Source organism: Streptomyces sp. SudanB52_2052, from assembly GCF_964272415.1.
Taxonomy (GTDB): domain Bacteria; phylum Actinomycetota; class Actinomycetes; order Streptomycetales; family Streptomycetaceae; genus Streptomyces; species Streptomyces olindensis.
The window spans coordinates 6,858,647-6,874,523 of record NZ_OZ186796.1; the positions used below are offsets into that span (position 1 = coordinate 6,858,647).

The window sequence follows — 15,877 nt, forward strand, 5'->3', positions numbered from 1 at the left end:
GACCCCATGACCGGCCTCGTGACCGAGTCGACCGTAATCCGGACCGCTCGCCGCCGTTACGTCACCGTCTGCGCGCTCCTCTGGCTGCCGCCGGGCCTGGGCCTGGCCTCGATGGTGCTGCTGTTCGGCGAGCGCGGCATGTCCCTGGCCGCCGTGGCGGGGCTCTTCGCGGCCCACTCCCTGACCGTGGCCGCGCTGGAACTGCCCACGGGCGGGCTCTCCGACGTCCTCGGGCGCCGGCCGGTCCTGGCCATGTCGGGTGCGCTCAACGTGGTCGCCTGCGTCCTGGTCGGACTCGGCACCACCGCCTGGGTGCTCACCGTCGGCATGGTGCTGATGGGCGTGGCCCGTGCCCTGGCCAGTGGTACCGCGGAGGCCTGGTACGTCGACACGGTCCAGGCATGCTCCGGCCCCGACGCCGAACTGCGCACGGGCCTGGCCCGGGGCGGCTCCGCGACCTCCGCGGCGCTCGCGGCCGGCCTCCTGCTCGGCGGGGCCCTGCCCTGGCTGCTCGGTCTGGGCCCCGACCTCGGCGCGAGGCTGAGCGAGGCGACATCCGGGTCGGTGCTGCCGCTGTCCGTCCCGATGCTGCTGGGAGCCGCGGTCCGGGTCGTCTTCGTCTGCTACGTCCTGGCCGCCCTGCGCGAGCCGGCGCGACCGCCCGCCACCCTGCGCTCCGTACTGCGCGGTGTCCCCGTCACGGTCCTGGGCGGGCTGCGGCTGGGCGGACGGGACGCGCTGGTCCGCCGGGTCCTGCTCACCGCCGCGGCCGTCGGCAGTGCCCTGGCCACCGTCGAACTGCTGATACCGGGCCGTACCGTCGCGCTGACCGGCGCGACCGGCTCCGGGGCGATGGTCTACGCCGTACTCGCCTGCGGCGGCTTCGTCTGCTTCGGCGTCGGCAGCCACCTCGCGCCTTTCGCCGCCCGGGTCGCGGGCGGTGGCGAGCGGGCCGTGCTGGTCTGCCTCGCGGCCGGGGCGGGCGGGCTGCTGCTGCTCGGCGTCACCGCCTCCGCCACGCATCCCGTGACCACGGCCCTCGCGGTCGCCGGCTTCGGCCTGGTCTACCTCGGTCTCGGTGCGGCGTCCCCGAACGAGAACGACCTGCTGCACCGACGCGTCCCCAGCGCGGGCCGCGCCACCGCCCTGTCCGTCCAGTCCCTCGCCCAGCAGCTGGTCGGCGCGCTCGTCGGCCTGCTCGTCGGGGCGCTCCGGCCGGGCCCGCTGCCCTGGCTGCTGACGAGCGTCGGGCTGCTCGCCGGAGCCGTGCTCTGGCGCCGGGGCCGCGAGGAACGGACGACGTCGTCCGCACCGACGACCACGTCCGCACCTGCGCCTACGGTGGAGTGATGAACGCCAGCGGTCTCCCCCTCCTCGACCGGCGCATCGCGGACTGCCGGGCCTGCCCCCGACTGGTCGCCTGGCGTGAGGAGGTGGCCCGTGCCAAGCGGGCCGCCTTCGCGGACTGGACGTACTGGGGCCGGCCGGTGCCCGGCTTCGGACCGGCGGACGCCCGGCTGCTGATCGTGGGGCTGGCGCCCGCGGCCCACGGCGGGAACCGCACGGGCCGGATGTTCACCGGCGACCGCTCGGGGGACGTGCTGTACGAGGCGCTGTACGACGTGGGCCTCGCCTCCCAGCCGACCGCCGTGCACGCCCACGACGGTCTGGAGCTGTACGGCGTGCGCGTCACCTCGCCCGTGCACTGCGCCCCGCCCGCCAACAAGCCCACCTCCGAGGAGCGGGACACCTGCCGCCCCTGGCTCGTGCAGGAACTGCGGCTGCTGCGCCCGACGCTGCGCGCCGTGGTGGTGCTCGGCGGCTTCGGCTGGCAGGCCGCGCTGCCCGCGTTCGCCGAGGCGGGCTGGCCCGTGCCCCGGCCCCGGCCCGCCTTCGCCCACGGGGCCCGCTACCTCCTGGGCGACCTGGAGCTCTTCGGCTGCTTCCACGTCAGCCAACGGAACACCTTCACCGGCCGGCTCACCCCCGCGATGCTGCGCGACGTGCTGCGGACGGCTGGGCGAGCGGCGGGCCTGCCCACCGGCACTGCCTAGGGGGCCTCCTCGCCGAACAGGTGGCGGACCGTGGAGCGGTAGTTGGTCCGCACGTGCGTGAGCGCGTGCGCGCGGGCCCGGTCCGGGTCGCCCGAGGCGATCGCCTCGTACAGTTCGCGGTGCTCCACCAGGAGCTGGGGCCACTCCTCGTTGCGCCGGGTCATCCAGCGCAGCCGGCCGGCGACCGGTTCCAGGGCCTCGGTCAGCAGGCTGTTGCCGGCCGTCGCCACGATGCGGTCGTGCAGGCGGCTGTTGACGTCCGTGATGGTCTCGGCGTCCCCGGCCTCGGTGGCGGCCGCCGCGCGGTCGAGGAGTTCCCGGACCTCGGCCAGGTCCTGCGGGGTCGCGCGGGTGGCGGCGAGTCCGGCGGCGTAGACCTCCAGGGCTTCTCGCAGTTCGAACAGTTCCTTGACGTCGGTCGGGGTGAGACGGCGTACCACCGTGCGGCGGGGTGTCTCGAAGTGGACGAAACCCTCGGCCACGAGGGCCCGGATCGCCTCCCGTACGGGCACGCGCGAGACACCGAAACGCTCCGCCAGCTCCCGTTCGACCAGGCGGTCGCCGGGACGGAGGCTGCCCGCGATGATCTCCTGGCGCAGATCGGCCGTGACGCGCTCGCGCATCGCTCCGAGGGGTTCGATCTTCGTCATGCAGCCCATCTTCGTCGACGCGAGGTGTCTTTTACGCAGCGTTAACAAGAGCGACATCGGTCAGAACGGTTGACGAGGAGACCATGGCGCAGTTTGGTATACCAAACACATCGCAGGGCGCCCCCCCCAACCCTGCGGAGCAGTCCTCCGTCGTCCCCTTGCTCATGGAGGCCCCCGTGTCCCTGGCCGACCGTGCCGCAGCCACCGGCACCCCAGCGTTCGTCCCCGATCCCCGGCTCACCAACGAAGACCTCGCCCCCGCGAAGAAGCGCAACTGGAAGGTCTTCGACCTCTTCGCCATGTGGATGTCCGACGTCCACAACCTCGGCAACTACACCTTCGCCGCCGGACTGCTCTTCCTGGGTATGAACGTCTGGCAGATCTTCACGTCCCTGCTCGTCGGCTTCGTGATCATCTACATCGGAATGAACTGGATGGGGAAGATCGGCCAGCGCCACGGCGTGCCCTTCCCGGTGGTCAGCCGGATCGCCTTCGGCATCTGGGGCGCCAACATCCCGGCGCTGATCAGGGCCGTGATCGCCATCATGTGGTACGGCATCCAGACCTACCTCGCCTCCGTCGCCGTCAACGTGATGCTGCTCGCCGCCTGGCCGGGCCTGGAGTCGTGGACGCACAACTCCTTCCTCGGGCTGGACGCGCTCGGCTGGATCTCCTTCATCGCCCTGTGGCTGGTCCAGGCGGCGATCATCAGCCGGGGCATGGAATCGGTCCGCAAGTTCCAGGACTTCTGCGGCCCGGCGATCTGGCTCGTGATGATCGCGCTGGCCGTGTGGATCCTCGCCAAGGCCGGCTGGACGATCTCGCTGACCTCGACCCCGCACCCGGTCTCCGTCGGTGAGCAGTGGCGCCAGTGGTTCGGCGCGATCGGCCTGGTCCTCGCCACCTACGGCACCCTGATGCTGAACTTCTGCGACTTCTCCCGCTTCTCGCCCGACTACCGGACGGTCAAGCGCGGCAACTTCTGGGGCCTGCCCATCAACTCCACGGCCTTCGTGATCGTGTCGGTCATCGTCACCGCGGGCGCCTTCGAGGTCTTCGGCAAGGAGATCACCGACCCGGCCTACCTGGTCGCCGAGATCGGCAACACCTGGGTGCTCGTGCTGGGCGCGCTGACCTTCGCCATCGCCACCATGGGCGTCAACATCGTCGCCAACTTCGTCTCGCCGGCGTACGACCTCGCCAACGTCTGGCCGCAGAAGATCACGTTCAAGGTCGGCGGCATGATCAGCACCGTCGCGGCGCTGCTCGTCACCCCCTGGAACCTCTTCTCCAACCCGACCGTCGTGAACTACTTCCTCGGCGGCCTCGGCGCCTTCCTCGGCCCGCTGTTCGGCGTGATCATGGTCGACTACTACTGGGTCAAGCGTGGCCGCGTGAACGTCGACGAACTGTTCGACGCCACGCCCGGCTCCCGCTACCACTACCGCAAGGGCTTCAACCCCAAGGCGCTGTGGGCGTTCCTGCCTGCGGCCGGCGTCGCGGCGGTGCTCGCCCTGGTGAAGACCTTCAGCGACGTCGCCCCGTACTCCTGGTTCATCGGCACGGCGCTCGCCGCCGGGCTGTACGCGGCGCTGTGCCGCCCCGAGCGCGCCACCGCGGAGGTCTGAGAGACGTGCGGATCGTCGTCACCAACTGCAACACCACGCAGGAGATGACCGAGGAGATCGTACGAGGTGCCCGGGCCGCCGCAGGCCCGGGCACCACCGTGACCGGACTGACCCCCGCCTGGGGGCCCGAGTCCGCCGAGGGCTGGCTCGACAGCTACCTGTCCGCCGCGGCCGTCCTCGACACGCTGCGGACCTACGACGGACCGCCGTACGACGCCGTGGTCATGGCCGGTTTCGGGGAGCACGGGCGCGAAGGCGTACGGGAACTGGTCGACGTCCCGGTCGTCGACATCACGGAGGCCGCGGCCCACCTCGCCTGCCTGCTGGGCCGCCGCTACGGCGTCGTCACCACGCTGGAGCGGTCCCGCGGGCAGATCGAGGACAGCCTGGAGACGGCGGGCGTGGCGCGCAACTGCGCCGCGGTCGTCGGCACGGGCCTGAACGTCCTCGACCTCGGGGACGACGAGCGCACCGAGACGGCCTTCCTGGCCGCCGCCGAACGGGCGTGCGCGGCCGGCGCCGAGGTGCTCGTGCTGGGCTGCGCCGGCATGACCGGCCTGCAACGGGTGGTCGGCGAGAAACTGGGCCTGCCCGTCGTCGACGGGGTCGCCGCGGCGGTCAGACTGGCGGAGTCGCTGGTGGCGCTGGGGCTGACGACCAGCCGGGTGGGGAGCTACGCCGAGCCGCTGCCGAAACGCAGGGTGTGGGGGAGGCCGGACGGCAGTGGCTCATGACGGTCCGTCGAGCGTTACGTCGTCGCGATGGGCCCCGTAGAGGTCCACCTGGCGGGCCATGACCTCGCGCATCGAGGTGCCGCGCGGGATGCCGTACACGGTCCCGGGGAAGTCCAGCGCCTCCTGGATCTGCCACAGCTCGTCGTGCTCGCCGGGGGCGAAGAGGCGGGCCCGGGGCGCTCCCGCGGCGATCCAGCCGATGGGCAGGACGGTGCCGGGCGGCAGCACGGAGTTGACGTGCAGCACACTGTGGATCCGCAGCTCCGCGCCGGCGCCCGCGACGGCCCCCGGGAAGACGCAGGCGCCGGTCGCCACGAAGACCTCGTCCTCCAGGGTTCCCCCGTTGACATGGGCGTGCGGCCCGACGAGCACGGCGTCACCGATCACGGCCGGATGCCGGGCCCGCCCCCGCACCAGGGCGTTCTCCATGACGACGACGTCCGAGCCGACCCGCACCTCCCCGTCCTCGGCGGTGAGCACGGCCCCGTGCAGCACGCGACTGCGCTCACCGAGGACGACGGCCCCGCACAGCACGGCCGTGGGAGCGACGTACGCGGACTCGGGGACGACGGGGCGCCGCCCGCGGTGCTCGATCAACATGGGCGGACTCCTGCGGCGGGGCGGCTGGTCGGGAACGACGGGCCGGGCGCTAGTCGGGAACGACGGCTGTCGCCGTAATCTCCACCAGTTGCCCCGTGTACCCGAGGCACGCCACGCCGATCAGCGTCGAGGAGTGCGGTCCGGTGCTGAGTCCGGACGACTCGACGACAGCCCAGACGGCGGAGAGCACGGCCGGCTCGTCGGCCACGACGTACACGTCGGTCGACACGACGTGCGCCAGGTCGCTGCCGACGGCGTCGAGCTGCTCCCGCAGATTGGCGATCACCTGCTCGGCCTGCCGTACGGGATCCCCCGGGCCGACGAGTTCGCCGCGGGCGTCAAGCGGCACGGACCCGGCGAGGAAGGCCAGCCTGGTGCCCGCCTCGACGACGGAGGCGTGGGAGTAGGTGGGGGGCGGGAAGAGGCTCGGGACGGTGACGCGCTGGATCACGGGATCTCCGATCGGGGCGGCGACAGGGCAACCCACCGATCATGCGGAGCGCCGGCCCCGAACGCACCCGTATTTCGTTTCGCGCCGACCGGGCGATCCCCCTACGCTTTCCGGACCCCGACCGCCGAGGAGCCCGCCGTGCCCACCCTGCCGGACCAGACCTTCCTCGACACCACCGCCGACCGCCTCGCCGCCCTCCCCACCGTCCGGGCCGTCACCCTGGGCGGCTCCCGGGCCCAGGGCACCGAACGACCCGACAGCGACTGGGACCTGGCGATCTACTACCGGGGCGCCTTCGACCCCGACGACCTCCGGGCGGTCGGCTGGGAGGGCGAGGTCTCCGAGCTCGGCGCGTGGGGCGGCGGCGTCTTCAACGGAGGTGCCTGGCTGACGATCGACGGCCGGCGCGTGGACGTCCACTACCGGGACCTCGACGTCGTGGACCACGAGTGGGCGGAGGCCGAGGAGGGCCGTTTCCGCGTCGAGCCCCTGATGTTCCACCTGGCGGGCATCCCGACGTACCTCCTCGTCGCCGAACTCGCCGTCAACAAGGTGCTGCGGGGCGCCCTGCGACGCCCCACGACCTACCCGCCGAAACTGCGCGAGACGGCCCCGTCCCACTGGCACGGCATGGCCGCGGCCACCCTCGCGTACGCGAAGGCGGGCCACGCCCCCAAGGGCGCGGTCACCCAGGTCGCGGGCGCGATCGCCCTCGCGGCGACCCAGACCGCGCACGCGGTGCTGGCGGCGCGCGGCGAGTGGGTCACCAACGAGAAGGGACTCGTGGCCCGGGCCGGTCTGGGCGAGGTGGACGCCCTCGTCGCGAGCCTGACGGCGACACCTGACGCCCTCGTCCGGGCGGTCGCCGACGCGGAGGCGCTGTTCCGCGCCGCAGGAGCCGGCGCAGCTCCCTGAGGGCGGCCCCTCAGTGCCGGGCGAACTGGACGCGGGTCGCCTGCACGGCGTCCGGGCGCACGGTGACGCCCTCGACGGTGAGTTGTTCGCCGTAGATGTCGGTGAGCCTGAGGGAGCCGCCGCAGCCGGTGCCGTCGGGGGAGAGGAAGTAGTTGTACTCGGTGCGGGTCAGGCGGTGCCAGCCGCTGCCGGTGGCGACCTCCAGCCGGGCCAGCGGATTGCGGTGGCCGAGGGCCTGGACGGCGCACCAGTGGCGGCTGGAGCCGGTCTTGTAGCGGATCGAGACCGTCTCGGACGTGCTCGGGCTCAGCAGGCTCCAGGTGATCGGTATCCGGCCCGCGGACAGACCGGCGAGCTTCGCGAAGGCCTCCTTACTGAGGTCGAGCTGCCCGGGGGCGCAGGGCAGCGGGCACTCGTTGGTGATCCGGACCGTGACGGAGGCGCCGTTCGCCGCGCGAACGAGGACGTACGCCCCGCACGCCTTGGACGTCTCGTAGTCGGTGTGGTTCATCGCCGCGACCATGAGGTCGGGGCTCGGGCCGTACAGACACGCGCCGTTACCGTCCGCGGCGTCGTAGTGGGTGGCGACGCCCTGGTAGGTGGTCCCGGGCTTGATCCGGCCGGCGAGCGGCGCGCTGCCGGACACCGGCCGGGGCGTGGGCTGGGCAGCGCGTGTGGGTGACGAGCGCTCCGACGGGGCGGCCATGGCGGGCTTCGGGGACGGAGAGGCCGTTGACGGCTTGGGCTTGGCCTTGGGCGTGGACTTGGACTTCGGCTCGGGCGTCGGCGCCGTCGGGGAGGCGCTTCCCTGCGCGCCGGCGACGGGCGTGACCGTGGCCGACGCGGAATCGGCATCCCGGTCCGGGCGGAGAGCCACCACCAGCGATACGACGAGCACGGCAGCCGCCACGACGACAGCGGAGACGAGGGCGGTGTGTCGCCGCGTGCGGGGCGGGCGGCGGTGGGAACGGGATGCCACGGACAGGTCCTTACGTCGTTCGGGAGAACACGACTTCCGACTCATCAGTGGCCGCCGGGGCCGCAAAGGTTGCCGACGGCTTCTGGAACGGGGCGCGATCCCTGCTTGACGTCAGCCCCGGGCGGCGTACGACAAGAAGTCGGCCCAAGCCGCCGGGGACAGGGCGAGTCGCGGACTCTGCTGGTCCTTGGAGTCCCGGACGTGGATCGTGGCGGGAGTGAGAGCTACTTCGACACAGTCGTCGCCCTGCGAGCCGCTGTAGCTGCTCTTGAACCAGGCCAGTTCGGACGTCCTGCTGCTCATAGCGCTCCTCGCGTTCGCTCCAGCAGACTCCTGGAGTCCTCGGGGATGAGAGCCTGCGAGCGCAGTTTCGCATACCGGTGGTGGAGCAGGCTGATCTCTTTCCGGTCCGAGATGAGACGGCCGTTTTGCTGCCCTTCCGAGTACGCGAACCACTGATTGTCCGGAGTTTCCAGAAGCCGGACTGGCCCATCCAACCCGGCATGCAGGGCTGCCGCAGCGGCATGACCTGCACCTCCACGTTCCAGTGCCGGTCGATGACGTCGATCAAACGGTCCAACTGCCCCCGCATGACGTCCGTCCCTCCCGTACCCCGCGCCAGCACCGCCTCCTCGACGATGAAACTGAACGCGCACGCCGGCTTCCGCCTCGTCGACAGCAACTCCTGCCGCGCCAGGCGCGCAGCGGTCCGCTCGTTCAGCTCCTCCTCGTCGGGAATCGGCGGCACGCTCAGGGACACCGCCCGCATGTACGCCTCGGTCTGCAACAACCCCGGCACGACCCGGCACTCGTACGTGTACAGGCTGATCGCCGTCGCCTCGAGCCTCGCCCACTGCCGGAACCACGCCGCCAGCCCCGGTTGCCGCGCCAGGCACCCCGCCGCCCTCCGCAACGCGCCGAGGTTGCCCAGCGCCTCCTCCGCCCGTTCCACGAACGCCGGATCCGGCATCCGCCGCCCCTGCTCCACCGACGCCACGGTGTGTTTGGAGTAGCGGACCAGATCGCCCAACTCCGCCCGGCTCAGCCCCGCGTGTTCCCGCAGGGCCTGGACCACCGCCCCGAACGTCCGCAGACTGTCGGATGACTCCGGCTCGCCCCCGGTCCCCGTCCCCGTCCCCGTCCCCGTCATGCTGTCCGCCACCATCGGCAACCTCCCGAGCACCCGCCCCGTCGCCCACATCGAGCCCGTCCATGGTTACGGACCGTCACATGTACTGTCCAGTCGGTGACCGCGTACGCTGCCGCGGCGTACGCGGTGGATCGCTGGCGAAGTGGCGCTCAGGGCCGCTGGATCGGGGCATTACCGCAGTTCCAGCCTCACGACGCCCTAAGGCGTCGTCTCACGTGGTGGCTGTGTATCCGGGCTTGTTCAGCTACTCCGCCACGCTCGCGATGAACATGTGGATCTCGGCGGTGAGGTTGCGCATGTCCTCCCCTGCCGCGTGCACCGTGGTGGTCTCGAACTGCCATTCCTCGGAGGGTGCCCTGTCGCGGATTCCCCAGCTCAGTCGGACGTGGCCGCCAGGGTGGTGTTCCGCTGAGAGGGTCAGGTCGTAGCAGAGGGAGTGCCAGGTGCGCGCTCCTTCCCAGCCCCGGAAGTCTTCGGCAAGTGAGGTGAGGAAGGTGTCGAGACCGTCGCCGCCCCAGGTCTCCACCGAGGTCTCGACACTTCCCCAGGGTCCGCGGGCCCTGACGAGGAAGTCGAGTGTTGGCTCGTCCTCGTACCGCCGGGACGGCTCCGAGAGCAGTAGGCGTGCGGGCCCGGAGTCCCCCACCTGGACCACAGGGCGGCCGAAATCGTCGTAGTCGATCATGTGGTCAGGTTAGAAGGCCGGGCTGGGCAGCCGTCGCGATCTCGGACGGGCCGACATCGGGCGGGCCGCTTCGAGGCATGATCGCCAGCTATGGCGGTGGAACGACGCCGCAGACCCGTCAACCTCCGTGCAGACAAAGGGTGTGGGGAAACGCGGCACGATTCCCCTTATGACAGCCGTGCAGCGCATTGACATCGACGACCCCGAAGTCGACATGGACGGCTCGGAGCGCTTGTACTACAGCGGCCGGCCGTTCACCGGCGAGGTGACCGAACACCTCGGCGAGAGCCTGGTCAGCCTCGACAGCTACGTCGACGGGTACAAGAACGGGCCGTCCCGCGAGTGGTACCAGGACGGCACTCTTCGCTCGGAGGGAACACTGCGGGCAGGGCTGGCCGTAGGTGAATTCAGGGAATGGCATTCCAATGGCGTGCTCGCTGCGAGACAAGTGTTCGCCGAGAACGGGATGACGCTCCTGGAGGAGCACACGTGGGACGAGCACGGCCGCCCGACTCGGACCTGGCGGAAGGGCGCGTGAACGTCCACCGACGGAACAGGTCGATGAAGCCCTCGACCGAGTCCGAGCGGACGCTCAGCGGTTGCCTCCTTTCCGTATCCGGTCATGCCATGGCGCTGGTCAGGTGCTCGTTGAGCTGTGCGAGGCGATGCAGGGCTGCGAGGTCGGTGCCGTCGCCGAGGGTGTAGTGCAGGGCGGGGCGGGCCTTAGGGCCGAGAAGGGCCGGGCGCGTTCCCGGCATGGACTGGGCGTGAGTGCGGCCGATGGTGGTCACGGCGTCGGGGCCCAAGGTGAAGGAGAGCGGGATCGGGGGCGGCTCGTGGTGGGGCGGGGTGGTCAGGTCGGCCCGGGCGGGGCGCAGGTGGGTGAGCATGGAGGTCAGGTGGTGCCGCGTGGCGAGCGTCTCGGCCAGTTCGGGCAGGGAGTCGACGGGTGGGTGCCGGCCGGCTGCGTAGCCGAGGGCGAGGGTGATGTGCTCCTCGACTCCGGCTCGGGTGTGGGTGACACGGAAGGTCGCGATCGCCGGGCGGTCAGGGGCGCCGACGGCGATCAGCCAGGTGGGGGCCGACCTCTGGGCACGGGAGCGGGCCAACTCGGTCAACTGCCTTGGTGACCACGGCAGGTTGACGGGCTCGGCGGTTGACCAGCCGGCCGGCGGGTTGCCGGTGAGGCTCTGCCAGCAGGCTTCCAGTGCTCCGCCGAGGAGAAGCTGTTCGGTGGCCGGGTGGGTGGTACGGACGGTCAGAATCAGTTGCTGCTCGCCGTCGGTGCGGGCGGCCGGAGTCGACGTGAAGGTGTCCGCGAGCTGGAAACCACCGCCTTCGGCCGGGGCGGGGGCGAAGCGGCCCTCATGCCAGTGCAGTACGGCGCCGGAGAGCCCGTCGTAGTAGCCGCCCTTGGGGCCCCGGACGACCCAGCGGGCGGGCAGGCCGGTGAGCAGAGCGCGCGTGGGCAGGGTCAGGCGAGAACTGGGAGGCGTGACGACCTGCAGTTCGCGGTCCGATGTGACGGCGCGGTGCAGGAGGTCGCTGAACCAGGTGGTCGCGGCGACGACTGGGCGGTCCTGGAACACCACGGCCGCCCTGTCGGTGAGCACATCGACGTCGAGTGGGTCGTCGCCTGCTGCGGAGGAGGCCTGCCCTTCCGCGGCGTCCGCGAAAGGGACGGGCACGACGCCCGTACGGGCGGCACCGGGCGGCCATGTACTGCCACCCAGCACGGCGGTCAGGCGTCCTGCCACCGACCCGGCCAGCCGCTGTGCCTCTTCCACGGCAGCTGTGGCCCGCACCTCGGTCCACCACATCGGCGTCTCCTCCGGCACGCTCCCGCCGAACAAACGACCGATCTCGCCCGGGACTTGAAGGAAGAGCGGCACCTCCACGGTCACCAGGGGCCGCCCGTCCGGCGCGTGGAGCCGGACCGCGGCGCCCTCGGAAGCACTGTCCACCCGCAGATCGGGGCCGCCCGCATACAACGCCGCGAGCAGGGTGCGGGTGTCGGGCATCTTCGGTGTGAGGGCGATGACGTCTTGTGTCACGGGATTCCTGGGCTAGATCGGCGTGGGTGTGAAGGTGAGGGCATCCTGTGCCCTCATCACTCTCTCCCCGAGAGGTCCTGCAGAGCCTCCAGTGAGGGGAACTTCCGCAGCGAGCCCGGCACAACGGCCCCCGACTGTGCGTTTCCCGGCGATGACGAGAGCGTGTGCAGTGCCCCGGAGGGAGACAAGCCGCGCTGCTTTGCCTCGCTCAGCCGTGTCAGCCACTCCTTTCCGGCGTCGAGGGCGAGATCCCCTGCTGGGGTACGCGGCTCATATCCTGCTGCGTCATCATTGTCGGATGCCCAGATGTACCCGACAATTTTGTCATTCACCGCCACTTCCGCGAACGTGACCGGCGATTCGGTCTGCGCCTCGAAATGCACCGACTCTGATGGCAGTTGCTGCAATAGCCATCTCGTTCTGCGCGGCACTTCGAGCATGTACCAAAAGTCGAGCAGGTCCGGGTCGTCGTCCGGGAAGTCTTCGAAGCCGTCTGCGGTCGGAATGCCGTATGTGCGAGGGTCTGAGGGAACGGTCTGAGATTGCGTCAGTCTGCTGATCTCGGCGAGCGCCGCCGTCAAACGGGGAGCGTTCTCGCGCTGCACCTCGACCTGCTTGTGTCCGCGTAGGTCATGGGACAGCCAAGCATCGGAGAAGGTGTGAAGCGTCACCGTTCCCGCACCGCCTGACCACGACTCGACGGAAATCACGAACATTTTCTGGACATGGTGGGTCTCGCCCCCGCGGAGGCAGATTCCCGGCGTGGCCAGATCGATCGTCACGACCTCGACCCGTGCAGGATCCACCGAGCGCAGTTCGCGTGAGAGCTCGCTGTCCGAGGCGGCGCGATTCGCCTCAACGTGCACCCTCTTGCGGTCAACCAGGAGCGAGCCCTGGCTTACGCCCTGTGCGGTGATGTCGGCTCGGGCGTCGCCTTCGGCCAGACCCAGACCCCGCAGGGCAGCCCACAAGTCGAGCACCAGCTGAACGCACCGTGTGACCGGATTGTCGTCCGGACGCCGCGTCACGGTCTCCCAGGACCAGCTGCCAACCGGCATCGTCGTAATCACAGAACACCTCGCGGATCAACCTTGGCGCCCGGCGGAATCACAAGCGTTCCGTCCTCGAGCCTGATCACGAACAGGATGCCACGACCCTTCTTGCTCTTCACCGGATGCTCGCCATGATGTACCTGGAGTAGCTCCTCCGGCACCCCTTTCGCCTGCCATTCCGCGACGGTGCCCTGCCCGTCGACGAGCATGATCTTATGGTCGGCTTCCGATTTGGAGAGCTGGCCGAGATGGTGCGACTTCGCAATCTCGTTGATAGGTTCCTTCGGATTATCCAGACGCTTGAGTTGATACCCGTAACTTTGCCCTGAATCATCAGTAACCCGCACGTCGAGATCCGCCTTGAGTGCCGCGTCCTTTACTTCGAATTCGATGTTCCGCAAGCCGCTTCTGTAGAGCTGATCGCCGAGCCGGATCTGATCAATGGCCCGTGGAACTTGGTGCGGGTTGGATGATCCCACCATGGAGACCGTATCCAGGAACCCTTGCGACTGGGAAAGGTGGCCGGAGCTGATGATCTCGGCAATTTCGCGGCCGGATGGGTCCTCGCCCAATCTGCTGACAATCCTCTCCAGCACTTTGGGCTTCATGGTGTTTCTGGGAATGCCGCGGATTCCTTCGCGCAGTCGATGCTCGGCCTCACCCCCCAGCTCCAGTGGACCCGGAGTGGTTTCGGTTGCCTGACCACCGTGGTTGTCCTCCGGATGCCGTACGCCGCCACTCCCATGGCCATCAGGTGGGATGTCCCCAGGCTCCGAGTGATCCGGGACAGAGGTCCAGTTGTCGGCTCCGCTCCGAGAATGGGTCTCCGTCCTGCCCGTGTGATTTCCTTGCTCGCCGCTCTCGGTGGCGTGGCTCGTATGAGTCGAGGCGGCATCGCGGGGACCTGACCCACCGGGTACGTCATGGCTGGCTCCGGGCGGCAGGCTGTCGCCGGTGTGGGCAGTGGCCTCAGGAGCGCGTGCACCTACGCCGATCAGTTCATGCTGTCGGGGGAGGTCTCCAGACGAAGTCCGCTCGGTAGCTGGGGGTTCGTGACGGGCACGGGTGTTGTCGACAACACCACCCTTGCCGGGAATGAACTCCCCGTCCGCAATGCGGAGTTCAGAGCCGTCGGCAAGCCGTAGCACGCTGTGGGTGCTGTCTGCGGCGGCGGCCGCCTCGGTGGCGGCGCGGACCCCGGCGGTCAGGTCCGCGACACGGGGCAGGGCGCGGGCCGCGGCTCCGGCTGTCCTGGCGGCGGCGCCGATGGGATCGAGGACCTCGCCCACCTTGGCCAGGGTGCCGGCCACGCGGGCTCCGGCCCCCGCCTTGCCGGCGGCGGACGCGCCCTTGGCCGCGGCGCCCAGCGGGCCGGCCCCGAGGGTGAGGCCGTTGAACAGCACGGTGCCGAACGCCTTGCCCGGGTTGGTCTGCCAGTCGTCCCAGCCGACCAGCCCCTTGGCGAACTCCTTCGCGAACGGCCGGCTCTCCTGCGCGAACGGCAGGTTCCACGGCCCGGAGCCCTCGCGGTCGCCGTGCGGGTCGAGCAGATACGACTCCATCCCGACGATCGCCCGGACCAGCCCCTCACGGGTGGCGTCGCCCTCCTCCCCAGGGCTGAACAGGTCGATGAAGCCCTCGACCGAGCCCGCGGCGTTGTCCCACAGGGAGACTCCGACCTCCCGCAGGTGGTAGTCGATGCCGAACGGCAGCGCCTCGTGGTGGGCAGGGGTGCCCCAGGGCAGTTCGTCCGCCTGGCCGAGCTGTTCGGCACTGAAACCGTACGGGTTGTCCTGCTTGGGGCTGCCGTCGTTGATGTGCCACTGGGTGCCGCCGACGAGTGCGGTGATCTTGTCGGCGCAGTCGACCTCGGCCTGCTGGAAGGCCGCGACCGCCGCGTTCACGCCGTCCCAGATGGCCTGGTGCTCATCCACCTTGTCCTGGTCCTGCTGCCAGCTGCGCAGCAGGCCGTCATCGCCCTTGACGGACTCGACGAACACCATGGCCTGGCCGCGCAGGGTCTCCAGCCGTTTGACGATCTCGGCGACTTCGATGACGTGCGCGGTGAGCGCCGCGGCCACCGTCTCCAGGTCGTCCGCGAACGAGGACGACCTCGACTCGACCGGCTGCGTGGTGGCGAGAAGCTGCTCGGCCTCGGGTGCCGTGTAGGAGGGGGCCAGGCGCTGGAAGCGGGTATGGACCTCGCCGCCGTTGTCCCGGATCGCCTTCGCCGCCCGACGCAATGAGGAGATGTGCTGCTGCAGTGCGACCAGGTCGCCGGTGAACGTCGGTATGTTGTCCGGGCTGATCAACCCTTGTCACCCGCCTGCTTGCGGGCGGCCTCCAGGAAGGCGGTCACGTCCGGTGCCAGGGCGGCCTGACGCTGTGCGTTCCACGCCTGTTCCAGGTCGCCGGCCACGTAGGCGTTGGTCGCCTCGATCGCGCCGTTCGCGGAGTTGCTCGCGCGCAGTGGCAGGAACGCCACATCCCGTTCGGTGCCGGCGACGAACTCCGCCAGTGCCACCGCGACGAGACCGGCGGCCCGGCCGCCACCGGCTGCCGCGCCCCCGTCACCGAACGACAGCGTGCCCACCGACTCCATCGCCCCCTGCACGGATCGTCCGTACAGCGTGATGCCCTCGTTCATGGCGTCGGCCGCCTCCCGCACCGTGGAGACCACCGACCCCACACCGGAAGGCGAGATGTCCCATCCTGTCACACCAACCCCCGTGAATCCCCGGCGAACACATTCCCTCAGTCGTCCCTCAGCATCACAAAAGCCACTGACAACGAGATCTTCATCTGTATCAGCCGCCTGTGCGGAACAGTGCGGATCTGGCCACACGCCCGCCACCCCAGTGCTCGGAGTTGCGTTCATAAAGAACGCCGACTTTCGCGGCCTCCGTCACGTTCCGGAAACCTTTC

At 70.1% G+C, this 15,877-nt stretch carries 16 protein-coding genes and 1 pseudogene; 6 read left to right on the top strand and 11 right to left on the bottom strand.

Translation table 11 applies throughout. The features are described 5' to 3' along the window. The first annotated feature begins 6 nt into the window (after positions 1–6). Positions 7–1,350: an MFS transporter gene (locus tag ACSUPV_RS30680; protein WP_436949958.1), complete on the top strand. Its 1,344-nt coding sequence runs from the start codon at positions 7–9 to the stop codon at positions 1,348–1,350. Further along, positions 1,350–2,054: a uracil-DNA glycosylase gene (locus tag ACSUPV_RS30685; protein ID WP_436948955.1), complete on the top strand. Its 705-nt coding sequence runs from the start codon at positions 1,350–1,352 to the stop codon at positions 2,052–2,054. The genes ACSUPV_RS30680 and ACSUPV_RS30685 overlap by 1 nt, the downstream gene beginning before the upstream one ends. On the opposite strand, the gene ACSUPV_RS30690 is transcribed toward ACSUPV_RS30685, so the two are convergent. Further along, positions 2,051–2,704, bottom strand: a complete 654-nt coding sequence (locus ACSUPV_RS30690) for a GntR family transcriptional regulator (RefSeq protein ID WP_436948956.1) — start codon at positions 2,702–2,704, stop codon at positions 2,051–2,053. The genes ACSUPV_RS30685 and ACSUPV_RS30690 overlap by 4 nt on opposite strands. 176 nt (positions 2,705–2,880) lie before the next feature. Here ACSUPV_RS30690 and ACSUPV_RS30695 point away from each other — a divergent pair, with 176 nt between their 5' ends. Together ACSUPV_RS30695 and ACSUPV_RS30700 are read left to right on the top strand one after the other, a co-directional pair. Beyond that, positions 2,881–4,332 carry an NCS1 family nucleobase:cation symporter-1 gene (locus tag ACSUPV_RS30695; protein WP_031115619.1) on the top strand — a complete coding sequence of 484 codons (1,452 nt, stop codon included), beginning with the start codon at positions 2,881–2,883 and terminating at the stop codon, positions 4,330–4,332. Between the two features lie 5 nt (positions 4,333–4,337). Further along, on the top strand, positions 4,338–5,066 hold the full coding sequence (locus ACSUPV_RS30700) for an aspartate/glutamate racemase family protein (protein WP_037757096.1): 729 nt from the start codon (positions 4,338–4,340) through the stop codon (positions 5,064–5,066). On the opposite strand, the gene ACSUPV_RS30705 is transcribed toward ACSUPV_RS30700, so the two are convergent. Then, entirely contained in the window at positions 5,061–5,666 is a 606-nt protein-coding gene (locus tag ACSUPV_RS30705; protein ID WP_436948957.1) for a gamma carbonic anhydrase family protein, read from the bottom strand. The genes ACSUPV_RS30700 and ACSUPV_RS30705 overlap by 6 nt on opposite strands. A gap of 49 nt (positions 5,667–5,715) precedes the next feature. Next, entirely contained in the window at positions 5,716–6,117 is a 402-nt protein-coding gene (locus tag ACSUPV_RS30710; protein ID WP_031115616.1) for a RidA family protein, read from the bottom strand. A 138-nt stretch (positions 6,118–6,255) separates the two neighbouring features. Here ACSUPV_RS30710 and ACSUPV_RS30715 point away from each other — a divergent pair, with 138 nt between their 5' ends. Next, positions 6,256–7,032 (top strand): nucleotidyltransferase domain-containing protein, encoded by a 777-nt coding sequence (locus tag ACSUPV_RS30715; protein ID WP_436948958.1) that lies wholly within the window; start codon positions 6,256–6,258, stop codon positions 7,030–7,032. Positions 7,033–7,042: 10 nt separating this feature from the next. Here ACSUPV_RS30715 and ACSUPV_RS30720 read toward each other — a convergent pair whose 3' ends face one another. From ACSUPV_RS30720 to ACSUPV_RS30735, 4 genes and pseudogenes are all read right to left on the bottom strand, one after another. Further along, complete coding sequence (locus tag ACSUPV_RS30720) at positions 7,043–8,011, bottom strand: expansin EXLX1 family cellulose-binding protein (protein WP_436948959.1); 969 nt, start codon at positions 8,009–8,011, stop codon at positions 7,043–7,045. 111 nt (positions 8,012–8,122) lie between these two features. Further along, positions 8,123–8,314 carry a DUF397 domain-containing protein gene (locus ACSUPV_RS30725; protein ID WP_436948960.1) on the bottom strand — a complete coding sequence of 64 codons (192 nt, stop codon included), beginning with the start codon at positions 8,312–8,314 and terminating at the stop codon, positions 8,123–8,125. After that, a pseudogene (locus ACSUPV_RS30730) lies at positions 8,311–9,212 on the bottom strand (helix-turn-helix domain-containing protein). The gene ACSUPV_RS30725 and the pseudogene ACSUPV_RS30730 overlap by 4 nt, the downstream one beginning before the upstream one ends. A gap of 193 nt (positions 9,213–9,405) precedes the next feature. Continuing rightward, positions 9,406–9,846 carry a DUF6228 family protein gene (locus ACSUPV_RS30735; RefSeq protein ID WP_436948961.1) on the bottom strand — a complete coding sequence of 147 codons (441 nt, stop codon included), beginning with the start codon at positions 9,844–9,846 and terminating at the stop codon, positions 9,406–9,408. Positions 9,847–10,015: 169 nt separating this feature from the next. Between ACSUPV_RS30735 and ACSUPV_RS30740 the strand changes: the two genes are divergently transcribed. Beyond that, complete coding sequence (locus tag ACSUPV_RS30740) at positions 10,016–10,384, top strand: toxin-antitoxin system YwqK family antitoxin (protein ID WP_359790990.1); 369 nt, start codon at positions 10,016–10,018, stop codon at positions 10,382–10,384. 82 nt (positions 10,385–10,466) lie between these two features. Here the strand turns inward: ACSUPV_RS30740 and ACSUPV_RS30745 are convergent, their stop codons facing one another. From ACSUPV_RS30745 to ACSUPV_RS30760, 4 genes are read right to left on the bottom strand one after another with little or no spacing between them, the layout of a single operon-like run. Then, positions 10,467–11,900: a DUF6177 family protein gene (locus ACSUPV_RS30745; protein WP_359790988.1), complete on the bottom strand. Its 1,434-nt coding sequence runs from the start codon at positions 11,898–11,900 to the stop codon at positions 10,467–10,469. Positions 11,901–11,956: 56 nt separating this feature from the next. Next, positions 11,957–12,970 carry a hypothetical protein gene (locus ACSUPV_RS30750; protein WP_051648200.1) on the bottom strand — a complete coding sequence of 338 codons (1,014 nt, stop codon included), beginning with the start codon at positions 12,968–12,970 and terminating at the stop codon, positions 11,957–11,959. Continuing rightward, entirely contained in the window at positions 12,967–15,264 is a 2,298-nt protein-coding gene (locus ACSUPV_RS30755; RefSeq protein WP_436948962.1) for a hypothetical protein, read from the bottom strand. Before ACSUPV_RS30755 ends, ACSUPV_RS30750 begins: the two co-directional genes overlap by 4 nt. Beyond that, on the bottom strand, positions 15,261–15,671 hold the full coding sequence (locus ACSUPV_RS30760) for a DUF6507 family protein (protein WP_037757090.1): 411 nt from the start codon (positions 15,669–15,671) through the stop codon (positions 15,261–15,263). Before ACSUPV_RS30760 ends, ACSUPV_RS30755 begins: the two co-directional genes overlap by 4 nt. Positions 15,672–15,877 lie beyond the last annotated feature (206 nt).

What these genes read in the sequence shown, in the direction of transcription:
- ACSUPV_RS30705 (WP_436948957.1), bottom strand. Translation starts at nt 5,666, where the DNA reads ATGTTGATCGAGCACCGCGGGCGGCGCCCCGTCGTCCCCGAGTCCGCG.
- ACSUPV_RS30680 (WP_436949958.1), top strand. Translation starts at nt 7, where the DNA reads ATGACCGGCCTCGTGACCGAGTCGACCGTAATCCGGACCGCTCGCCGC.
- ACSUPV_RS30725 (WP_436948960.1), bottom strand. Translation starts at nt 8,314, where the DNA reads ATGAGCAGCAGGACGTCCGAACTGGCCTGGTTCAAGAGCAGCTACAGC.
- ACSUPV_RS30685 (WP_436948955.1), top strand. Translation starts at nt 1,350, where the DNA reads ATGAACGCCAGCGGTCTCCCCCTCCTCGACCGGCGCATCGCGGACTGC.
- ACSUPV_RS30690 (WP_436948956.1), bottom strand. Translation starts at nt 2,704, where the DNA reads ATGACGAAGATCGAACCCCTCGGAGCGATGCGCGAGCGCGTCACGGCC.
- ACSUPV_RS30740 (WP_359790990.1), top strand. Translation starts at nt 10,016, where the DNA reads ATGACAGCCGTGCAGCGCATTGACATCGACGACCCCGAAGTCGACATG.
- ACSUPV_RS30735 (WP_436948961.1), bottom strand. Translation starts at nt 9,846, where the DNA reads ATGATCGACTACGACGATTTCGGCCGCCCTGTGGTCCAGGTGGGGGAC.